The organism is Streptomyces sp. NPDC018947, assembly GCF_044390505.1.
GTDB lineage: Bacteria > Actinomycetota > Actinomycetes > Streptomycetales > Streptomycetaceae > Streptomyces.
In genome coordinates this window covers 472,509-488,214 of record NZ_JBIRZD010000002.1, presented here as the reverse complement: position 1 = coordinate 488,214, position 15,706 = coordinate 472,509, and the positions used below count along the sequence as shown (strand labels likewise).

Here is a 15,706-nt window from a genome sequence, read left to right as displayed (position 1 = left end):
GGGGGAACGGCATCGAGCCGCTGCGCCCGGTGAGGTGGGGTTCGCTGCCGCTCACCGCCGGGCCAGCGCCAGGACGCTCAGCCCGAACATCAGGACACCCAGCGGGAGATGGACCGAGGGGACGTGGGCGATGCCGAGCACCACCTGCGCCGAGGCCAGGACGAGGAAGCCGGACGCGTGCAGGACGGGGCGGGACGAACCGCCGCCCGGCTTCCACGCCAGCACCGCCGCGAGCAGGTACAGCATGGACGCCCCGTACATGACGCGGGCCCCGGCACTGTGCAGCGTCTCTCCGTAGGACGAGGTCAGCAGCAGTCCGGCGGAGACCGCTTGCAGGAAGATGGTCAGGGTCTGCAGACCGATCGTGATCCGCAGGAACGAGAAGCGGCGCCGGGTCGTCGCCTGGATGGCCATGTCATGGTCCCCTTTCCCGCCCGTGGGCGGTGGGTCGGTAAGGTCTCACCGGTCCGACGACGCGGGCCCGCGAAAGGTAAGGCGAGGGGCGGCGGGGGCATGGGAGCAGCGGGGGCGGGAACGGACGAGACACCCGGCGAGCGGCGTCAACTGATCAACGTCGCCTACCGGTTGCTCGGGTCCCTGGCCGAGGCGGAGGACGCCGTGCAGGAGGCCTACGCGCGCTGGTACGCGATGCCGCGGAGCCGGCGGCGGGAGATCGTGTCGCCGGGCGCCTGGCTGACGACGGTGACCGGCCGCGTCTGCCTGGACGTGCTCGTCTCGGCGCGGGCCCGCCGCGAACGCTATGTCGGCGCGTGGCTGCCCGAACCGCTGCCCGACCGCGGTGGGGCGGTCCACGGCACCGACCCCGCCGACCTGATGGTCCTGGACGAGTCGGTGACCATGGCCTTCCTCGTCGTCCTGGAGTCGATGACGCCCGCCGAGCGGGTGGCGTTCGTCCTGCACGACGTCTTCCGGTACCCGTTCGCGGAGATCGCCGGCATCCTCGGCCGTACCCCCGCCGCCTGCAAGCAGTTGGCGTCCTCCGCCCGGCGGCGGCCGGGCTCGGCACCCCGTCCGGCCACGGGGCCCGGGCAGGCGGAGGCGGTGCGGCACGTCAAGAGGGCATGGGAGACGAAGGACATCGCGGCGCTCGTCGGCCTCCTCGACCCGGGCGCGGTGATGACCGCCGACGGGGGCGGGCTGGCCGGTGCCGCCCTGCGGCCCGTGGAGGGCGCCTCGCGCATCGCCCAGTACATGATCGCCATCGCGGACAAGGCTCCGGGTCTCGAACTCCTGGAACGGTCGGTCAACGGTGCGCCGGGCCTCGTGGCCCGGCGCGCGGGGGCCGTCATGACCGTGGCGGCGTTCGACGTCGCAGGGGGGCGCGTGACGCGGATCTGGGCCGTCCGGAACCCGGAGAAGCTGAGGCCGTGGACGCGGGACGGCCACGGACCGTTGGGCGCGTACGGGAGCCCGCCGGGGGAGTAGGGACGCGGGGCGGCGTCCGTGGCCCCGTGCGCGTCGGAGCGCCACGTGGTGCCCACCGCTGAGCGCCGAGTGCGGCGAGGGGAGCCGCACGGCGGTGCCGTACCCTGCCGCCAGGGGTGTCCGGCCGGTACGGGGGAGGCGATGTGCTCGCGAGGAGCGCGCGGTTGACGGCGGCCGCCGTGGTTGTGGCCTGCATGACGCTCGTCGGCCCCAGCGCGCCGACCGGGGACATCCTCGTCGGGTCGCTGCCCGTCCAGTCGCCCAGGGAAGCCGTGCCGAACCGGGTCATGACGTGGAACATCTGCAACCCCTGCGACGCGAGCAACGTCGACCGGGCCGCGGAGATCGCGGCCCAGGCGCCCCAGGTCATCGGCCTCCAGGAAGCCTGCGTGCGCGACGTCGAGCGGATCCGGGCCTACCTGAAGGGCCTCTACGGGCTCGACTACCACGTCACGTACGGCACGGTCCTGCACAACAGGGGCCGCTGCGGAGGATGGCCGTGGAGTCCCGGCGGCTTCGGACAGGCGATCCTCTCCGCGGCACCGATGTCGGACCGCGTCACCGCCGAGTACCCCGACGGCGGCTCCGAGGACCGCGGGTACGTCGCCGTCACCACCACCGTGGGCGGCCGGCCGGTCCGCGTCTTCAACACCCACTTCGCGCAACGCCGTCAGGAGGCGATACGGGCGGACCAGGCCGCCGTACTCGCCGCGGAGGTCGCCCGGCACGACCGCGCCGTCGTCCTCGGCGACTTCAACGCCGTACCGGACGCCCCCGAACTGGCCCCCGTGCAGGCGCTCGCCGCGGACGCGGACCCCGGGTGCCGGCCCGCGGCGGCCGGTTCCTGCGAGGCGACCACCGACTGGGCCAGCAAGTTCGACTACGTCTTCCTGCGCGGCATCACCCCGCTCGGGCACCGCGTGCGGCCCACCCCGCTCTCGGACCACCACCTGCTGCGCGCCGACCTGGCCGTGACGCGCTGACCGCGGCCCGCGCCCCGGTCCGCCGCACCGCGCGTCCAGGTTCCGGGACGCGCACCGTGGCGGTGCCCGCGGTGCATAGAATCCCGTCTCATGTCGAAGCCTGACGAGCTGATCGTTGACCTCGCCGCCCTCGTGGAGTCCGGGCGGAGCAGTCAGATGTCCCTCACCGTGGTCGCGGGCGGTGCGGTCATCACCGGCCGCCTGGCCCCCGAAGCCGTGTGGCGGCAGAGGGTGTCCGAAGTACTGACGGCCTCCGACCGGCTGAGCGAGTTCTCCGCCGTCTTCGACGCTCCCTCGAAGAAGGACGGGCCGCCCACCCACCTGCACTTCCACGTCGCCCGGATCCTCCAGGGCACCATGGGCATCCCGGAGACCGGCGGGATGTACCGCGTGGCGATCGAGGACGTCACCGCCTGGACCGTGGGCGACTTCAGCTACTCCGACAACTGACCGCCGCCGCGGCGCCGCCCGAGCGGGGCGGCGCCGCGCTCACGACGCGGGCGTACGGGTGCCTGCCGGGGGCGCCTGCTCCGTCCCCGAACGGTTGCCGGTTACTGATGGGGCATGACCCTCGACCGGCCGATGTACCGAGTGAAGCGACGTCTTCTGGGCAAGCCGCTCACCACCGAGCGCGTCAGCCGGGAGAAACTGGGCAACCGGACGGCGCTCGGCGTGCTCGCCTCCGACTGCATCAGTTCGTCGGCCTACGGTTCCGAGCAGATCCTCCGCGTCCTCGTACCCGCTGTCGGGACCGCCGCCTTCACCCTCGTCCTGCCGGTGACCGGGGCCATCCTCCTGGTCCTGCTGCTCCTGACGCTCTGCTACAGCGACGTCGTCACCCTCTACACCCGCGCCGGCGGCTCCTACGTCGTCGCCCGCGAGAACTTCGGTCCGGACGTGGCGCAGGTCGCCGCCGTGGCCCTGCTCGTCGACTACATCGTCACCGTCGCCGTCCAGGTCTCGGCCGGCACCAACGCGCTGATCTCGCTCGCCCACCTCGCCGGCAACGGTTGGACCGGCCTCGACCACCTCCAGGTGCCGGTCTCCGTCGCGGTGATCGCCCTGCTCGCGTACGGGAACCTGCGCGGAGTGCGCGAGGCGGGCCGGATGTTCGCGCTGCCCGCCTACCTCTTCATGGCCGCCGTCGGACTCGTCCTCCTCGTCGCCGCCGTACGCGGCCTCACGGGCGAACTGCCGCGCGCCGACCTGGAGGCCCCCGGAGTCGTCCCGCTCGGCACGCCGGGCGACGGATGGCTCTACGGCGCCTCCCTCTTCATCGTGCTGCGCTCCTTCGCCAACGGCGGCTCCTCCCTCACCGGGCTGGAGGCGATCTCGAACGGCATCTCCACCTTCCGCAGCCCCCAGGGCCGCAACGCCCGGCGCACCCTCGTCGCCATGAGCTGCGTACTCGCCGTCCTGGTCCTGGGCGTCTCCACGCTCGCGCACTACACCCACGCCGTCCCGTACACCGACGGCACCCCGACCGTCATCGCGCAGGAGGCCCGCCTCGCCTTCGGACAGGGGCCGTGGGGGACGGCCGGACTGGTCTTCGTCCAGCTCGCGACCGCGCTGGTCCTCTACACCGGTGCCAACACCCCCTTCACCGGCTTCCCCTTCCTCGCCAGCTTCGTCGCACAGGACCGCTTCCTGCCGAGGCTCCTGACGCGCCGCGGGCACCGGCTGGCGTTCTCCAACGGCATCATCGCGCTCACCGTCGTGTCGCTGGCCCTGCTGCTCGTCACGGGCGCCAGCGTCGACCGGCTCGTGGCCCTGTACGCGATCGGCGTGTTCACCGCCTTCACCATGGCGGGTGCCGGACTCACCGCGTACCACCTGCGCAGGCAGGAGCCGCTGCGCCGACTGAAGATCACGGTCAACGCGCTCGCGGCGGGCATCTCCGCCGCCGTGGTGCTGATCTTCGCCGTCACCAAGTTCACCGAGGGCGCCTGGCTGGTCGTGGTGGTCTTCCCGCTCGGCGTGTGGGCCCTGGTGCGGATCAACCGCGAGTACCGGCACGAGGCCGCCGCGCTGGAGCGGCTGCCCTCGGGCGCGGACCGGCCCAGGGCGCGCCGCCGCGAGGTGTTCGTCCTCGTCGACACGCTCGACCTGGCCACGCTGAAGGCCCTGCGGTACGCGCACGAGCTGCGGCCGGACCGGATCCGGGCCGTGCACTTCGCCATCGACGAGACCCACGCGCGCCGGCTGTCCGCCGCCTGGGAGTCGACGTCCGCGACGTCCGTGGCGCTGGAGCTGGTGGAATGCCCGGACCGCAGGCTGCGCCACGCCATGCGCGAGCTGGCCGCGCGCACCACGCGCGACGAGGAGACGTCGCTGACGGTGCTCGTGCCCCGGCGGATGTACAGCAACGTGCTCGGCAAACTGCTCCACCGGGGCACCGGCGAGACGATGGCGAGGACGCTGGGCCAACTGCCCCACGTCGCGGTGACGATCCTCCCCTACGACGCCACCCGCGCCCTGCGCAGCCTGGAGGCGGGCGAGGCGCCACGGCTGGACTGACGGCCGCCGAAGTCGCGCTTCCGTCGCCGCCGTCCGCTCAATCGGCCAGCGCACGCCGCAGTACGGCGCCCAGTTCCGCGAGCTGGCGCTGCGAGACCTCGGCGGACATGATCGCCAGAGACCCGTGGAAGGTGCCCGGCCACTGGTGCAGCTCGACGGAGACCCCCGCCCGCAGCAGCCGCAGCGCGTAGGTGATGTCCACGTCGCGGTACGGGCAGTACTCCGCACTGGCGATGAACGCCGGCGGCAGGCCGGACAGATCGGTGGCCCTGGCCGGCGCCGCGTAGGGCGTGGCGGTCGCGGCACCCAGGCAGTGCCGCCAGGCCGCCGCCGCGTGCACGTGTCCACCGCCCAGCGTCTCCACCAGGGCGCCCTTCGTCCACGTCTCCGGCCGGTCGTCCAGTCCGGGCTGGTTGAGCAACTGGAACCGGATCGCGGGCCCCCGCTCGTCACGCGCCCGCAGCGCCGTCGCGGCGGCGAGGGCCCCGCCGGCGCTGTGCCCGCCGACGGCGATCCGCTCCGGGTCGACGCCCAGTTCGGCGGCGTTCCCGGCGGCCCAGACCAGTACGGCGTAGGAGTCGTCGAAGGCGGCCGGGAACGGGTGCTCGGGGGCGAGCCGGTACCCCACCGAGATGACCACCGCCCCGGAGGCGGCCGCGAGCCGGGCGGCCCACGGGTGATCGGTGTCCACGTCACCCATGACCCACGAGCCGCCGTGCATCCAGACGACGGCACCCCGCGCGTCCCGGGGGCGGTAGATCCGCACCGGCACCTCCGGATCGGCGGGCACGGTACGGTCCTCGATCTCCAGGCCCGTGGTGTCCGGCGCCGGCGCCGCCGCGGCCCGTGCCGCGTACATCGCGCGGTCGGCGACCGGATCGGCCAGATCGGTGTACGGGATCAGCGGGAGAAACGCTTCGAGTTCGGGATTCATGCCGGACATCCTCCCGGCCGCGGGTGCCGGCATCATCCGCCGACCGTCGCCGATCCGGGCCGGGTTGCGCGCCGGTCGGCGCCTGCCGGACGCCACCCGGCGGCCCTATGCTCCTCCCATGCAGGCACTGTCCGAACGGCTCTCGGACCTGGACGCGCACGTTCGGGGAGCGATCCGTGTCGTCGCCTTCTACGACACGCTGATGCGCCGGCGGGTCGATCTCCCGGCGCTCGCCCGGTCCTCCGCCGGCCTCGCGGTGTGCGTCGTCGGGATCCGGCTGCACGGCACGGGCAGCGTCACCCGGACCGGACCCGACGGCAGGGAGGCGCCCGGGGAGCCGCGAACCCCCTCCTCCACGGCGCCGATCACCCTGGACGAGGAGGAGATCGGCACGGTCTGGCTGGAACGCCCCGGCCCGCCGAACCCCCTCGACGAGGTGCTCCTCGACCGCCTCGCCATCGCCGCCGCGGCCGTCGTCGAACGGTACGGCCCGGCACGCACCACCATGGCCGACCCCGCCCTGGTCGAACTGGCGATCAGCGCCGGCAGCGACGAGGCGGCCCGGGCCAGGGCACTGCGCCTCCTCGGCTTCCCGGCCGGCCTGCCGGTCCACGTCGTCGCCGTCGACTCCACGCTGCGCCTGGACGAGATCGGCACCCTGATCTGCCCCGCCCGCCCGGTCAAGGCCGCGCCCCTGGCCGACGTCGGCGTCGTGCTGGCCACGGCCGTGGAGCCGACCCGGTTCCCCGACGGTGTACGCGCGGGCATCGGCTCGGACGGGAGCACCGACCGCTCCTGGCAGCAGGCCCGTACCGCCCTGCGCTTCACCACCGCACGCCGGCCGGTCGTCGCATTCCGGGACCTGGGCGCACTGGCACTGCTCGCCCAGGTGCCGGAGGACGTCGTCCGGGCCAACGCGGACGTCGCCGCGCTCACCCGTGTGGCGGGCAGCCCGGAGAACCTGGAGACGCTGGACGCCTACTGCGCGACCGGCTCCCTGCGCCGCGCCGCCGAACGCCTCCACCTGCACCACAGCAGCGTCGCCCGCCGGCTAGACCAGATCGGCAAGACCCTCGGCTTCGCCCTCACCGAGCCCGCCGGACTGCTCCGGGCCCACCTCGCCCTCACCTCCTGGCGGCTGCTCACCGGCCCCGGCCGGCCGCCCACAGGCTGACGGAACCGCAGTCCTCGCGGCCTGGTGGCCATGGACACCCACAACCGATACTTCCGGCCAACCTCCCGTCGTTTTCCCCCTCCGCACAACCGAGTCCCCGGTCCGTTCCTCTCACAGCGCGGGCACAGGAACCACGCCCCTCCGCGGCGGCCCTGCGGCTGTCCTCGCCGACCGGCCGCACGGCCCGCCGCCTGTCTCCTTCTCACAACTCCCGGAGAACGAGGGAACGATGACCAGAACGCGCACCACCCGGCTGCGGCGTCCGCTGCTCGCCGGCACCACGGCCGTCGCGGCGCTGGCCGTGACGGCCGGTCTCGTGGCCGCCACGCCGGAGCCCGCGAAGGCCGCGACCGGGCCCCGACTGAGCCTCATCGCCGCGACGAACTCCATCACGCTCACCTCCTGGAAGGAGGATCCGGGCGTCTACCTCGACCTCGGGACCTACCTCACCGCCGAGGGCACCCCGCTGGAGCTGAAGGTGACCCGCAAGTCCTACAAGGACCCGGTGACCGTCACCCAGACCGTGTACGAAGGCGGCAAGGCCAAGACCAGGACGCTGCCCAAGGGCACCGTGAAGGACTTCTCCGGCCTGCCCGGCTTCGCGCAGATCACGGTCACCGACAAGGCGGGCAGGAAGGTCCTCGGCCGCGCCGAGGACTTCTGCCCCAACAACGCGAGCGGCCGAGTACGCCCCGACGCGCCCGCCACCTCGAAGTATCCGGAGAGCTGCCCCACCAACCCCTTCACCCTCGGCTCGGTGTGGGGCGTGGAGAAGGGCTGGGCCGCCAACACCTACGGAGGTTCCTACTCCCAGCCGGTCAAGCTCGCGGCCGGCACCTACACGGCCAGGATCGGCGTCGCGAAGAAGTACCGCGACCTGTTCGGCATCGCCGACAAGCCGGCCACCGTGAAGGTGACCGTGCAGGAACGTAGCTGGGAGGACGGGGAGGGCCTCTCGGCGTCCCGCTCCGCGCGGACCGCCCCGGCCGGTGAGCACGCCGGGCACGGGGCCGGCCACGAGGCACCGGCCGGGCACGCGGGCCACGGGCCCGGTCACGCCCCGACGCCCGCCCAGGCCGCCGCGCCCGTGACCAGCGGCGCCGGCCCCTCGTACAACGTGGGCCACGGACCGCTGAAGGCGGCACCGCCCGCCCTGCCCTGGGCGCTGAAGAAGGAGCAGGCCCTGCGCTCGGCGCGGGTCGGGGACACCGGCGGCCAGACCGACGGCTCGCGCAGGGCTCCGGCGCTCCAGCCGCTGTCGAAGCGTCCCGCCGGACAGCCCTCCGTCCCCGACGTCCCCAAGCCCGACCTGCGCTCGCTGCCGGCCTACGGCATCGTCGTCAGCGACGGCGAGAAGGACATCCCCGGCAAGGACTACCTGGCCTTCAGCGCCAACGTGTGGAACGCCGGACCCGCACAGCTCGTGGTGGACGGCTTCCGATCGCCCGGCAAGGCCAAGATGGACGCCTACCAGTACTTCTACGACGCCAAGGGCAAGCAGGTCGGCTACACCCCGACCGGCACCATGGAATGGGACCCGCGCCCCGGCCATGTGCACTGGCACTTCACCGACTTCGCCAGCTACCGGCTGCTGAAGGCGGACAAGAAGGTGGCCGTGCGCAGCGGCAAGGAGGCCTTCTGCCTGGCCAACACCGACGCGGTCGACTACACGGTGAAGAACGCCAACTGGCACCCGTTCAACACCGATCTGGCCACCGCCTGCGGCCAGGAGAACTCGATCTCCGTCCGCGAGGTGCTGGACGTCGGATCCGGTGACACCTACACCCAGGACCTGCCGGGCCAGTCCTTCGACATCACCGGCGTCCCCAACGGCACGTACTACATCCAGGTGCTGGCCAACCCGGAGAAGCGGCTGAAGGAGACGGACCTGAACAACAACAGCGCCCTGCGGAAGATCGTGCTCGGCGGCAAGCCGGGCAAGCGGACGGTGACCGTCCCGGCGCACGACCTGGTCGACGCCAACTGACCCGGGTGCCGGGGCCGGCGGCCACGATCGGTGGCCGCCGGCCCTACGCGTGCAGCGCGGCCAGCTCGCCCAGAACCCGGGCCGCCGGCGCCGGGTGGACCAGCCATTTCAGGTGGCTGCCCTCGAGGGTACGGACGTCGTAGGGGTTGTCCGGGGTCAGCTCGTCGCCCTCTCGGATCAGCCGGTCCTGCATGGCGGGCGGCATGCTCGCGTCGTCGGCCAGGCGCACGAACGTCTTCGGCACCCGGCCCCAGGTGTCCGCCCGCGCCCGGTCGTCCGAGGTGCCGACGTCCAGGTTCTCGTCGGGCTGGAAGGTGTTGAGGAAGGTCAGGAACTCCTCGTCGGTCCCGTCCGCGAGGAACGCCGCCTTGAGCGCCGCGAGGGCGTCGGGGGCCGCGGTGCGGAAGTTGACGCGCAGCAGGCCGAGCTGGGCCGGGTTGCCGGCCAGGGCCAGGCCCAGCGAGGCGGCGTCCACCGTGGCCATCTCCGGTTCGGCGTAGTAGTCGTTGACGTCGAGCCGGACCGGGCACCAGGCGGCTACGTAGACGACGCGGTCGACGAGGTCCGGGCGCGCGTTCGCCACCGCGGTGGCCGTGACGCCGCCGCGGCTGTGCGCGACGAGGATCACCGGGCCGTTCTCCTTGGCCCGTTCCAGGACACCGATCACGTGTGCCGCGTTGTCGGCGAGCGTGACCCCCTTGATGGAGCCCGGCACGGTGGCGAGGCCCTCGAGGTCCTGCGGTGCCTGGTAGGCCCGTGTATAGGTCGCCGCGAAACCGTGCCCGGGGAGGTCGACGGCGACCGACCGGTGCCCGAGGAGGCCGAGTTCGGCCTGGAGGGGCGCGAAGGAGAAGGAGTTCGCGAAGGCTCCGTGGATCAGTACGAACGTCGGTTGCACGGGTCTGCTCGCTCTCTGGCCGACGGGCCGAGGGACCGCCGTCCCCCGGGGCAAGGGCGTCGAACGTCTGCCCGACACGCCTGGGAACCCTACGCATCGGAAGATCACCGGGCAACCGGTTTCCGCTGCTCCGCTTGTACCGCGGTCCTCCCGGCCGGCCGCGTCGCCGGCCGGGAGGACCGCGGCCCGGACCGGTGAGCGCCCCCACCTCCGGGTGACGGTCGACGCGGCCGGCCGGGAACCGCCCGTGTGGCACACCGTCCGGCGAACCCCGACACTGGAACGACGACCGGCGACGGCGGGACAGGCGGGCCATGAGCACCACGCAGCAGACGATCCAGGTCGCGGTGCCGCTGCGCACCGCCTACAACCAGTGGACCCAGTTCACGACCTTTCCCCGGTTCATGACCGTGGTGAAGGGCGTCGAACAGGTCAGCCCCACCCTCACCCACTGGGTCCTCGGCATCGGACCCGTACGGCGCCGGTTCGCCGCGGAGATCCTGGAACAGGAACCGGACACCCGCCTGGTGTGGCGGACCCTGGACTCGCGCCACGAGGGAGACGTGACGTTCCGGTCCTCGGGCCCGGACCGCACGATGATCACGGTCCGGGCCCGGATCGGGCGGGGCGCTGTCGCCTCCGCCCTCCTCAACGTCACCGGCCTCACGCGACGCGTCGTGGGAGCCGAGCTGACGCACTTCAAGGAGTTCATCGAGGGCCTGGGGCAGGAAGTCGGCGCCTGGAGGGGCACCATCCGCAACGGCCACGTCCGCCCGCTGGAGCCGGAGCCGCCGCGGAGCCGGGTTCCCCGCTGGCCGGTGGGCTGACCCCGCGTCCCAGAAAGCGAGAGACCCGCCCGATGCGCAAGCCACCGAACGAAGAGCCCCGCGAAGAACTCGAAGTGACCCCGCCCAGGACGTGGGCGGCGGGCGTGCCCGCCGTGACGCACGCGCTGGAGTACTCCCTGGAGGAGACGTCGGCCCGTCGGACGGGGGTGACGCTGCTGAACATGAACCAGGTGGGCGGCATCGACTGCCCCGGCTGCGCCTGGGCGGACCCCGCACCGGGCCACCGGCACCTCAACGAGTACTGCGAGAACGGCGCCAAGCACATCAACGACGAGGCGACGTCCCGGCGCGTCACCGCCGACTTCTTCCGCAGACACTCCGTGACCGAGCTGGGCATGCACTCCGACCTGTGGCTGAACCAGCAGGGCCGGCTCACCGAACCCATGGTCAAGCGCCCCGGTTCGGACCACTACGAGCCCGTGAGCTGGCACGACGCCCTGGGGCTGCTCGCGGACGAGCTGAAGTCGCTGCCGTCCCCCGACGAGGCGGTCTTCTACACCTCCGGACGGGTCAGCAACGAAGCCGCCTTCGCCCTCCAGCTCTTCGCCAGGGCCTACGGCACCAACAACCTGCCCGACTGCTCCAACATGTGCCACGAGTCCAGCGGCTTCGCCCTGCACGAGACGCTGGGCACCGGCAAGGGCACGGTGAGCCTCGAGGACCTCCACCACGCCGACCTGATCTTCCTCGTGGGGCAGAACCCCGGGACCAACCACCCCCGGCAGCTCTCGGCGCTGGAGCAGGCCAAGCGCAACGGCGCCCGCGTCGTCGCGGTCAACACGCTTCCGGAGGCGGGGCTGCTGCGCTTCAAGAACCCGCAGAAGGCGCGGGGGGTGATCGGCCGCGGCGTGCAGATCGCCGACCGGTTCCTGCACATCCGCAGCGGCGGCGACCTCGCCCTGTTCCAGGCCCTGAACCGGCTGCTGCTGGAGGCCGAGGAAGCCCGTCCGGGTACCGTGCTCGACCACGACTTCATCCGCACCAGCACCAGCGGCTTCGACGAGTTCTCCCGCCACGCGAGGAGCGTCGCCTGGGAGGACGTCCTCGCCGCGACCGGACTGACGCGCGAGGAGATCGAGCAGACGCACGGCGAGGTCCTGCGCAGCAAGCGGGTCATCGTCTGCTGGGCCATGGGGGTGACCCAGCACCGGCACGGCGTCCCCACCATCCGGGAGATCGTCAACTTCCTCCTGCTGCGCGGCAACCTGGGCCGCGTCGGCGCCGGAGCCTGCCCGGTGCGCGGGCACAGCAACGTCCAGGGCGACCGCACGATGGGCATCTGGGAGCAGATGCCGGACTCCTTCCTGGACGCGCTCCGGCGGGAGTTCGGCTTCGACCCTCCCCGCGGCCACGGGCTGGACTCGGTCGACGCGATCAGGGCCATGCGCGACGGCCGGATCAAGGTCTTCCTCGGAGTCGCGGGCAACTTCGTCCTGGCAGCGCCGGACACCGCCGTCACCGAGGAGGCCATGCGGCGCTGCCGGCTCACCGCGCACATCTCCACGAAGCTCAACCGGTCGCACACGGTCTGCGGCGAGACCGCCCTCATCCTGCCGACCCTGGGACGCACCGAGGTCGATCTCCAGCCGGGCGGCGAGCAGTTCGTCACCGTGGAGAACTCGATGAGCGAGGTCCACGTCTCGCGCGGCCGACTCCAGCCGGCCTCCCGGCTCCTGCTCAGCGAGGTCGCCATCCTGTGCCGGCTGGCCCGCCGCACCCTCGACGGCAGGACGGACATCCCGTGGGAGGGGTTCGAGGCCGACTACGGGGCGTTGCGCGACCGGATCGCCAACGTCGTGCCGGGACTGCACGACTTCAACCGGCGGGTGGTCCGGCCGGGCGGCATCCGGCTGCCCAACCCGGTCAACGAGGGCGTCTTCGGCACGGCCACCGGCAAGGCCGTGTTCACCTGCAACGCCTGGCAGATGCTGGAGGCCCCCGAGGGCCATCTGCTGCTCCAGACGCTGCGCTCGCACGACCAGTGGAACACCGTCCCGTACACCAACGACGACCGCTACCGGGGCATTCACGGCAGCCGCCGGGTGGTCCTGGTCAACCCCGACGACATCACGGACCTCGGCCTGTCCGAAGGCGAGCGGGTGGATCTGGTCGGCGTGTGGACCGACGGCGCGGAACGCCGCGCGGAGGGCTTCCAGGTGGTGCCCTATCCGACCAGCCGCGGCTGCGCGGCGGCGTACTACCCGGAGACCCAGGTCCTCGTCCCGCTGGACAGCGTCGCCGAGACCAGCAATCAGCCGACGTCCAAGGGGCTGGTGGTCCGGCTGGAGTCCTGCGCGGGCTGATCCCGGCCGTCGGCCGCCGTCGCGCAAAGGCGGGCGGGAGCGGGGCGTCGGCCCCGCCCGCGGCCGCCCGGCATCCGTTCCTCCCGCCGGCCGGGAACGCGCGGAGGAGTACGGGGTCACCGAGCCGGACGGCCGCCGTCCCGCGTCGCACCGGTCGGCCTTGGGGCGCGGGCCGATCCATTGAGGGGGCGCCGCGGCGACCCGTACCGACGCGGCGCCCGAGCGACCGCCCCTAGGAACCGGCCGCCTCCGCGAGGAGACGGGCGAGCTCGCGGGGGCGGGTGGCCATCGGCCAGTGGCCCGAGTCGAGGTCCATGTACTCGACGCTGGCGGCGCGGGCGAGTTCGGGACTGTCGCCCGCGGCGATCCACTTCTCGGCCTGGGCCGGGGTGAACTCGGGGCAGACGAGCACGACGGGGACGTCGAAGCGCCGCTCGTCGGTCAGGCGTACGACGCCCCTGGCGACCCCCTCGGGGACGGGGACGGCGGCGGACGCCAGGCGGTGCCGGGTCTCCTGGTCCAGGTCGGCACAGTCCGCGCCCTCGAAGGAGGCCCAGCCGGGAAAGGGCATGGCGCCGTCCTCGACCGGGAAGAAGTCGGCGTAGGTCCGCCCGTCGGAGGCGGGGAAGCCGCCGATCAGCGCGACCTTGGCCACCTTCTCCGGTCGCGCGTCGGCGGCCAGCCAGGCCAGGCTGGCCGCGGCGGAGTGCCCCACCACCAGGGGCCTGCCGGATGCCGCGTCCACGGCGGCGAGCACCGCGGCCCGTTGGTCGTCGAGGGTCGGCGAGACGGCGCCGTCTCCCTGGCCGGGGAGGGTGACCGGCACGGGACGGTGACCGAGTGCGGTGAGTTCGGGGACGACGTCGTCCCACGCGGAACCGTCGAGCCACAGACCGGCGATGAGCAGGATGTCCACGGTGGTACTCCCGGGAGCGGAATCGGATCTGGCCGCCCGGACACTAGCGGGGGGCACTGACAGCGGGCCCCGGCCGGGACACGGGGGTCACCTGATGCGGTGGGTCTCCCAGAAGGGGCCGAGGTCCTGGTCCGTCAGGGACTGGGCGGCCCTCTTGAAGCCGGCGGTCGTGGAGACGCCGTACCAGTGGTCCCGGGCGTACTGCCGGAGCAGCCGTGCCATGGTGCCGGCGCCGAGGGTGCGTTCCAGGTCCGAGAGGGCACAGGGGCCGGCCGTGTAGACGAGGTGGTACTCGCCGCGGTGCTGCGACCAGTAGGCCATCGAGCCCGTCAGGGCGGTGCTGTCGTCCGGCCAGTAGACGTCCGACCAGCAGTCGCGGGTCTCCCAGCCGTAGAACCGGGCGTTGGCGTACTGGGCGAAGCTCTCGTCCAGCCACGGGGAGGCGTACTGGTCGTTGCCGACGATGCCGTACCACCACTGGTGCGCGATCTCGTGGACGGTGGCGCCGCCCTCCTCGGTGGTGCCGAGCAGGACGAGGCCCGGGTACTCCATGCCGCCGCCGAACCCGGCGGTCATCACGAGGTCGATCTCGCCGTACGGATAGCGGCCGAACTCCCGGCCGAACCGGTCGAGCGCGGCGACGGCGTCCTTCCGGTTGAGGCGCACGCCCGCGGCGGGGGTGTCGGGCGCCCAGTACGACCGCACGCGCACGCCCCCGGGCGTGGTGTCCGTCGCCGTACGGAACGGGCCCGCGGCCCACGCGAAGTCCCGCACCCGGTTCGCGGTGCTGAGCGTGACCGTGCGGCCGGCCGCGCCGGGGCTGGTGCGGGTGCGGCCGGTGGCGGGCACCTCGAGGGCCGACGGGTGGTCGAGACGGACCCGGAAGTCGCTCGCCAGGGCGTAGAAGCTCTCACCGATCGCCACGTACGGGTCGAGGTGCCAGCCCTTCGCGTCGTGCACGGCGAGCACCGGAAGCGCGTTGCCGAGGAAGCGGAAGTCGCCCTCGCGGCCGAAGCGGGCGTTGCGGCCGGGCACGGTGAGGGAGACGTCGAAGGCGACGGAGGCGCGCTCACCGCGCCCGAGCGGCTCCGGCAGGGCGATGCGCAGCGCGGTGCAGTCCACGGTGGGACGGTCCGGTGTGCCGCCGCGCACCCGCGACACGACGACGGGGGAGGGGGCGTCGGGAGTGCCGCACCCGTCCTCGCCGTTGCCCCACAGCCGCAGGTAGACCTCCCGCAGGGGACGGTCGGAGGCGTTGCGGAACGACACCCGCTGGTGCCCGGTCCAGTGGCCGCCGTCCGCGTCGGAGCGCAGCGTCACGTCGTAGCGGGCCCGGTCGGGCGTCGCCGCGGCACCGGACGCGCCCGGAGCGACAGCCGCGCCCGCGTCACCCACCGGGGTGCCGGCCGCTGCGAGCAGGACCAGCAGCACGACGAACAGACGACGACCGGACAGGGACGACCACGCGGCTGACGGCGACATGGCAGCAGATACTGCCACAACTTGCTTGCGGGAGCGCCGACTTGACGTTTTCCAAGCACCTTCCGCGCGGACGGCGCCGTGCGGAAGGTGCGGCGGGGGGGCGGGCCCCGGGGGGGGGGGGGGGCGGCGCCCGGGGCGGGGGGGGGGGGGGGGGCGCGGCGGGGGGGCCCCCCCCCCGCACCACCCACGTCCCCACCACGGGCCCCCCCAGCGCCCTA

Annotated in this window: 13 protein-coding genes; 8 read left to right on the top strand and 5 right to left on the bottom strand. The window is 73.1% G+C overall.

Annotated elements, in window-relative coordinates:
* Positions 1–51: 51 nt before the first annotated feature.
* A complete protein-coding gene (locus tag ACH499_RS06860) occupies positions 52–414 on the bottom strand; it encodes a hypothetical protein (RefSeq protein WP_356205015.1) in 363 nt (120 codons plus the stop codon).
* A gap of 99 nt (positions 415–513) precedes the next feature.
* On the opposite strand from ACH499_RS06860, the gene sigJ reads away from it, so the two are divergent.
* The 4 genes from sigJ to ACH499_RS06840 all read left to right on the top strand — a co-directional run bounded on the left by sigJ (position 514) and on the right by ACH499_RS06840 (position 4,946).
* A complete protein-coding gene (gene sigJ, locus ACH499_RS06855; protein ID WP_399014160.1) occupies positions 514–1,446 on the top strand; it encodes an RNA polymerase sigma factor SigJ in 933 nt (310 codons plus the stop codon).
* A 194-nt stretch (positions 1,447–1,640) separates the two neighbouring features.
* Positions 1,641–2,429, top strand: a complete 789-nt coding sequence (locus ACH499_RS06850) for an endonuclease/exonuclease/phosphatase family protein (RefSeq protein ID WP_399014159.1) — start codon at positions 1,641–1,643, stop codon at positions 2,427–2,429.
* Positions 2,430–2,519: 90 nt separating this feature from the next.
* Complete coding sequence (locus ACH499_RS06845) at positions 2,520–2,879, top strand: hypothetical protein (RefSeq protein ID WP_356205021.1); 360 nt, start codon at positions 2,520–2,522, stop codon at positions 2,877–2,879.
* Positions 2,880–2,993: 114 nt separating this feature from the next.
* On the top strand, positions 2,994–4,946 hold the full coding sequence (locus ACH499_RS06840) for an APC family permease (protein ID WP_399014157.1): 1,953 nt from the start codon (positions 2,994–2,996) through the stop codon (positions 4,944–4,946).
* Positions 4,947–4,983: 37 nt separating this feature from the next.
* On the opposite strand, the gene ACH499_RS06835 is transcribed toward ACH499_RS06840, so the two are convergent.
* Positions 4,984–5,880, bottom strand: coding sequence for an alpha/beta hydrolase (locus tag ACH499_RS06835; protein ID WP_356205025.1), 897 nt, complete (start codon positions 5,878–5,880; stop codon positions 4,984–4,986).
* 118 nt (positions 5,881–5,998) lie between these two features.
* Here ACH499_RS06835 and ACH499_RS06830 point away from each other — a divergent pair, with 118 nt between their 5' ends.
* Entirely contained in the window at positions 5,999–7,054 is a 1,056-nt protein-coding gene (locus ACH499_RS06830; protein ID WP_399014156.1) for a PucR family transcriptional regulator, read from the top strand.
* 229 nt (positions 7,055–7,283) lie between these two features.
* A complete protein-coding gene (locus tag ACH499_RS06825) occupies positions 7,284–9,041 on the top strand; it encodes a lysyl oxidase family protein (protein WP_356205029.1) in 1,758 nt (585 codons plus the stop codon).
* A gap of 43 nt (positions 9,042–9,084) precedes the next feature.
* On the opposite strand, the gene ACH499_RS06820 is transcribed toward ACH499_RS06825, so the two are convergent.
* On the bottom strand, positions 9,085–9,939 hold the full coding sequence (locus tag ACH499_RS06820) for an alpha/beta hydrolase (RefSeq protein WP_356206521.1): 855 nt from the start codon (positions 9,937–9,939) through the stop codon (positions 9,085–9,087).
* Positions 9,940–10,253: 314 nt separating this feature from the next.
* Here ACH499_RS06820 and ACH499_RS06815 point away from each other — a divergent pair, with 314 nt between their 5' ends.
* Positions 10,254–10,766, top strand: coding sequence for an SRPBCC family protein (locus ACH499_RS06815; protein WP_356206523.1), 513 nt, complete (start codon positions 10,254–10,256; stop codon positions 10,764–10,766).
* Between the two features lie 32 nt (positions 10,767–10,798).
* The gene (locus ACH499_RS06810) at positions 10,799–13,090 is read left to right on the top strand and encodes an FdhF/YdeP family oxidoreductase (RefSeq protein ID WP_399014155.1); all 2,292 of its coding nucleotides are present in this window, start codon (positions 10,799–10,801) and stop codon (positions 13,088–13,090) included.
* A 232-nt stretch (positions 13,091–13,322) separates the two neighbouring features.
* On the opposite strand, the gene ACH499_RS06805 is transcribed toward ACH499_RS06810, so the two are convergent.
* Together ACH499_RS06805 and ACH499_RS06800 are read right to left on the bottom strand one after the other, a co-directional pair.
* Positions 13,323–14,006 carry an alpha/beta fold hydrolase gene (locus tag ACH499_RS06805; protein WP_399014153.1) on the bottom strand — a complete coding sequence of 228 codons (684 nt, stop codon included), beginning with the start codon at positions 14,004–14,006 and terminating at the stop codon, positions 13,323–13,325.
* An 87-nt stretch (positions 14,007–14,093) separates the two neighbouring features.
* A complete protein-coding gene (locus ACH499_RS06800) occupies positions 14,094–15,488 on the bottom strand; it encodes a M1 family metallopeptidase (protein WP_399014152.1) in 1,395 nt (464 codons plus the stop codon).
* Positions 15,489–15,706 lie beyond the last annotated feature (218 nt).

Excerpts from the sequence above, each read along its gene's own strand:
- ACH499_RS06860 (WP_356205015.1), bottom strand. The coding sequence starts at position 414 with ATGGCCATCCAGGCGACGACCCGGCGCCGCTTCTCGTTCCTGCGGATC.
- sigJ (WP_399014160.1), top strand. The coding sequence starts at position 514 with ATGGGAGCAGCGGGGGCGGGAACGGACGAGACACCCGGCGAGCGGCGT.
- ACH499_RS06850 (WP_399014159.1), top strand. The coding sequence starts at position 1,641 with ATGACGCTCGTCGGCCCCAGCGCGCCGACCGGGGACATCCTCGTCGGG.
- ACH499_RS06845 (WP_356205021.1), top strand. The coding sequence starts at position 2,520 with ATGTCGAAGCCTGACGAGCTGATCGTTGACCTCGCCGCCCTCGTGGAG.
- ACH499_RS06840 (WP_399014157.1), top strand. The coding sequence starts at position 2,994 with ATGACCCTCGACCGGCCGATGTACCGAGTGAAGCGACGTCTTCTGGGC.
- ACH499_RS06835 (WP_356205025.1), bottom strand. The coding sequence starts at position 5,880 with ATGAATCCCGAACTCGAAGCGTTTCTCCCGCTGATCCCGTACACCGAT.
- ACH499_RS06830 (WP_399014156.1), top strand. The coding sequence starts at position 5,999 with ATGCAGGCACTGTCCGAACGGCTCTCGGACCTGGACGCGCACGTTCGG.
- ACH499_RS06825 (WP_356205029.1), top strand. The coding sequence starts at position 7,284 with ATGACCAGAACGCGCACCACCCGGCTGCGGCGTCCGCTGCTCGCCGGC.
- ACH499_RS06815 (WP_356206523.1), top strand. The coding sequence starts at position 10,254 with ATGAGCACCACGCAGCAGACGATCCAGGTCGCGGTGCCGCTGCGCACC.
- ACH499_RS06810 (WP_399014155.1), top strand. The coding sequence starts at position 10,799 with ATGCGCAAGCCACCGAACGAAGAGCCCCGCGAAGAACTCGAAGTGACC.
- ACH499_RS06800 (WP_399014152.1), bottom strand. The coding sequence starts at position 15,488 with ATGTCGCCGTCAGCCGCGTGGTCGTCCCTGTCCGGTCGTCGTCTGTTC.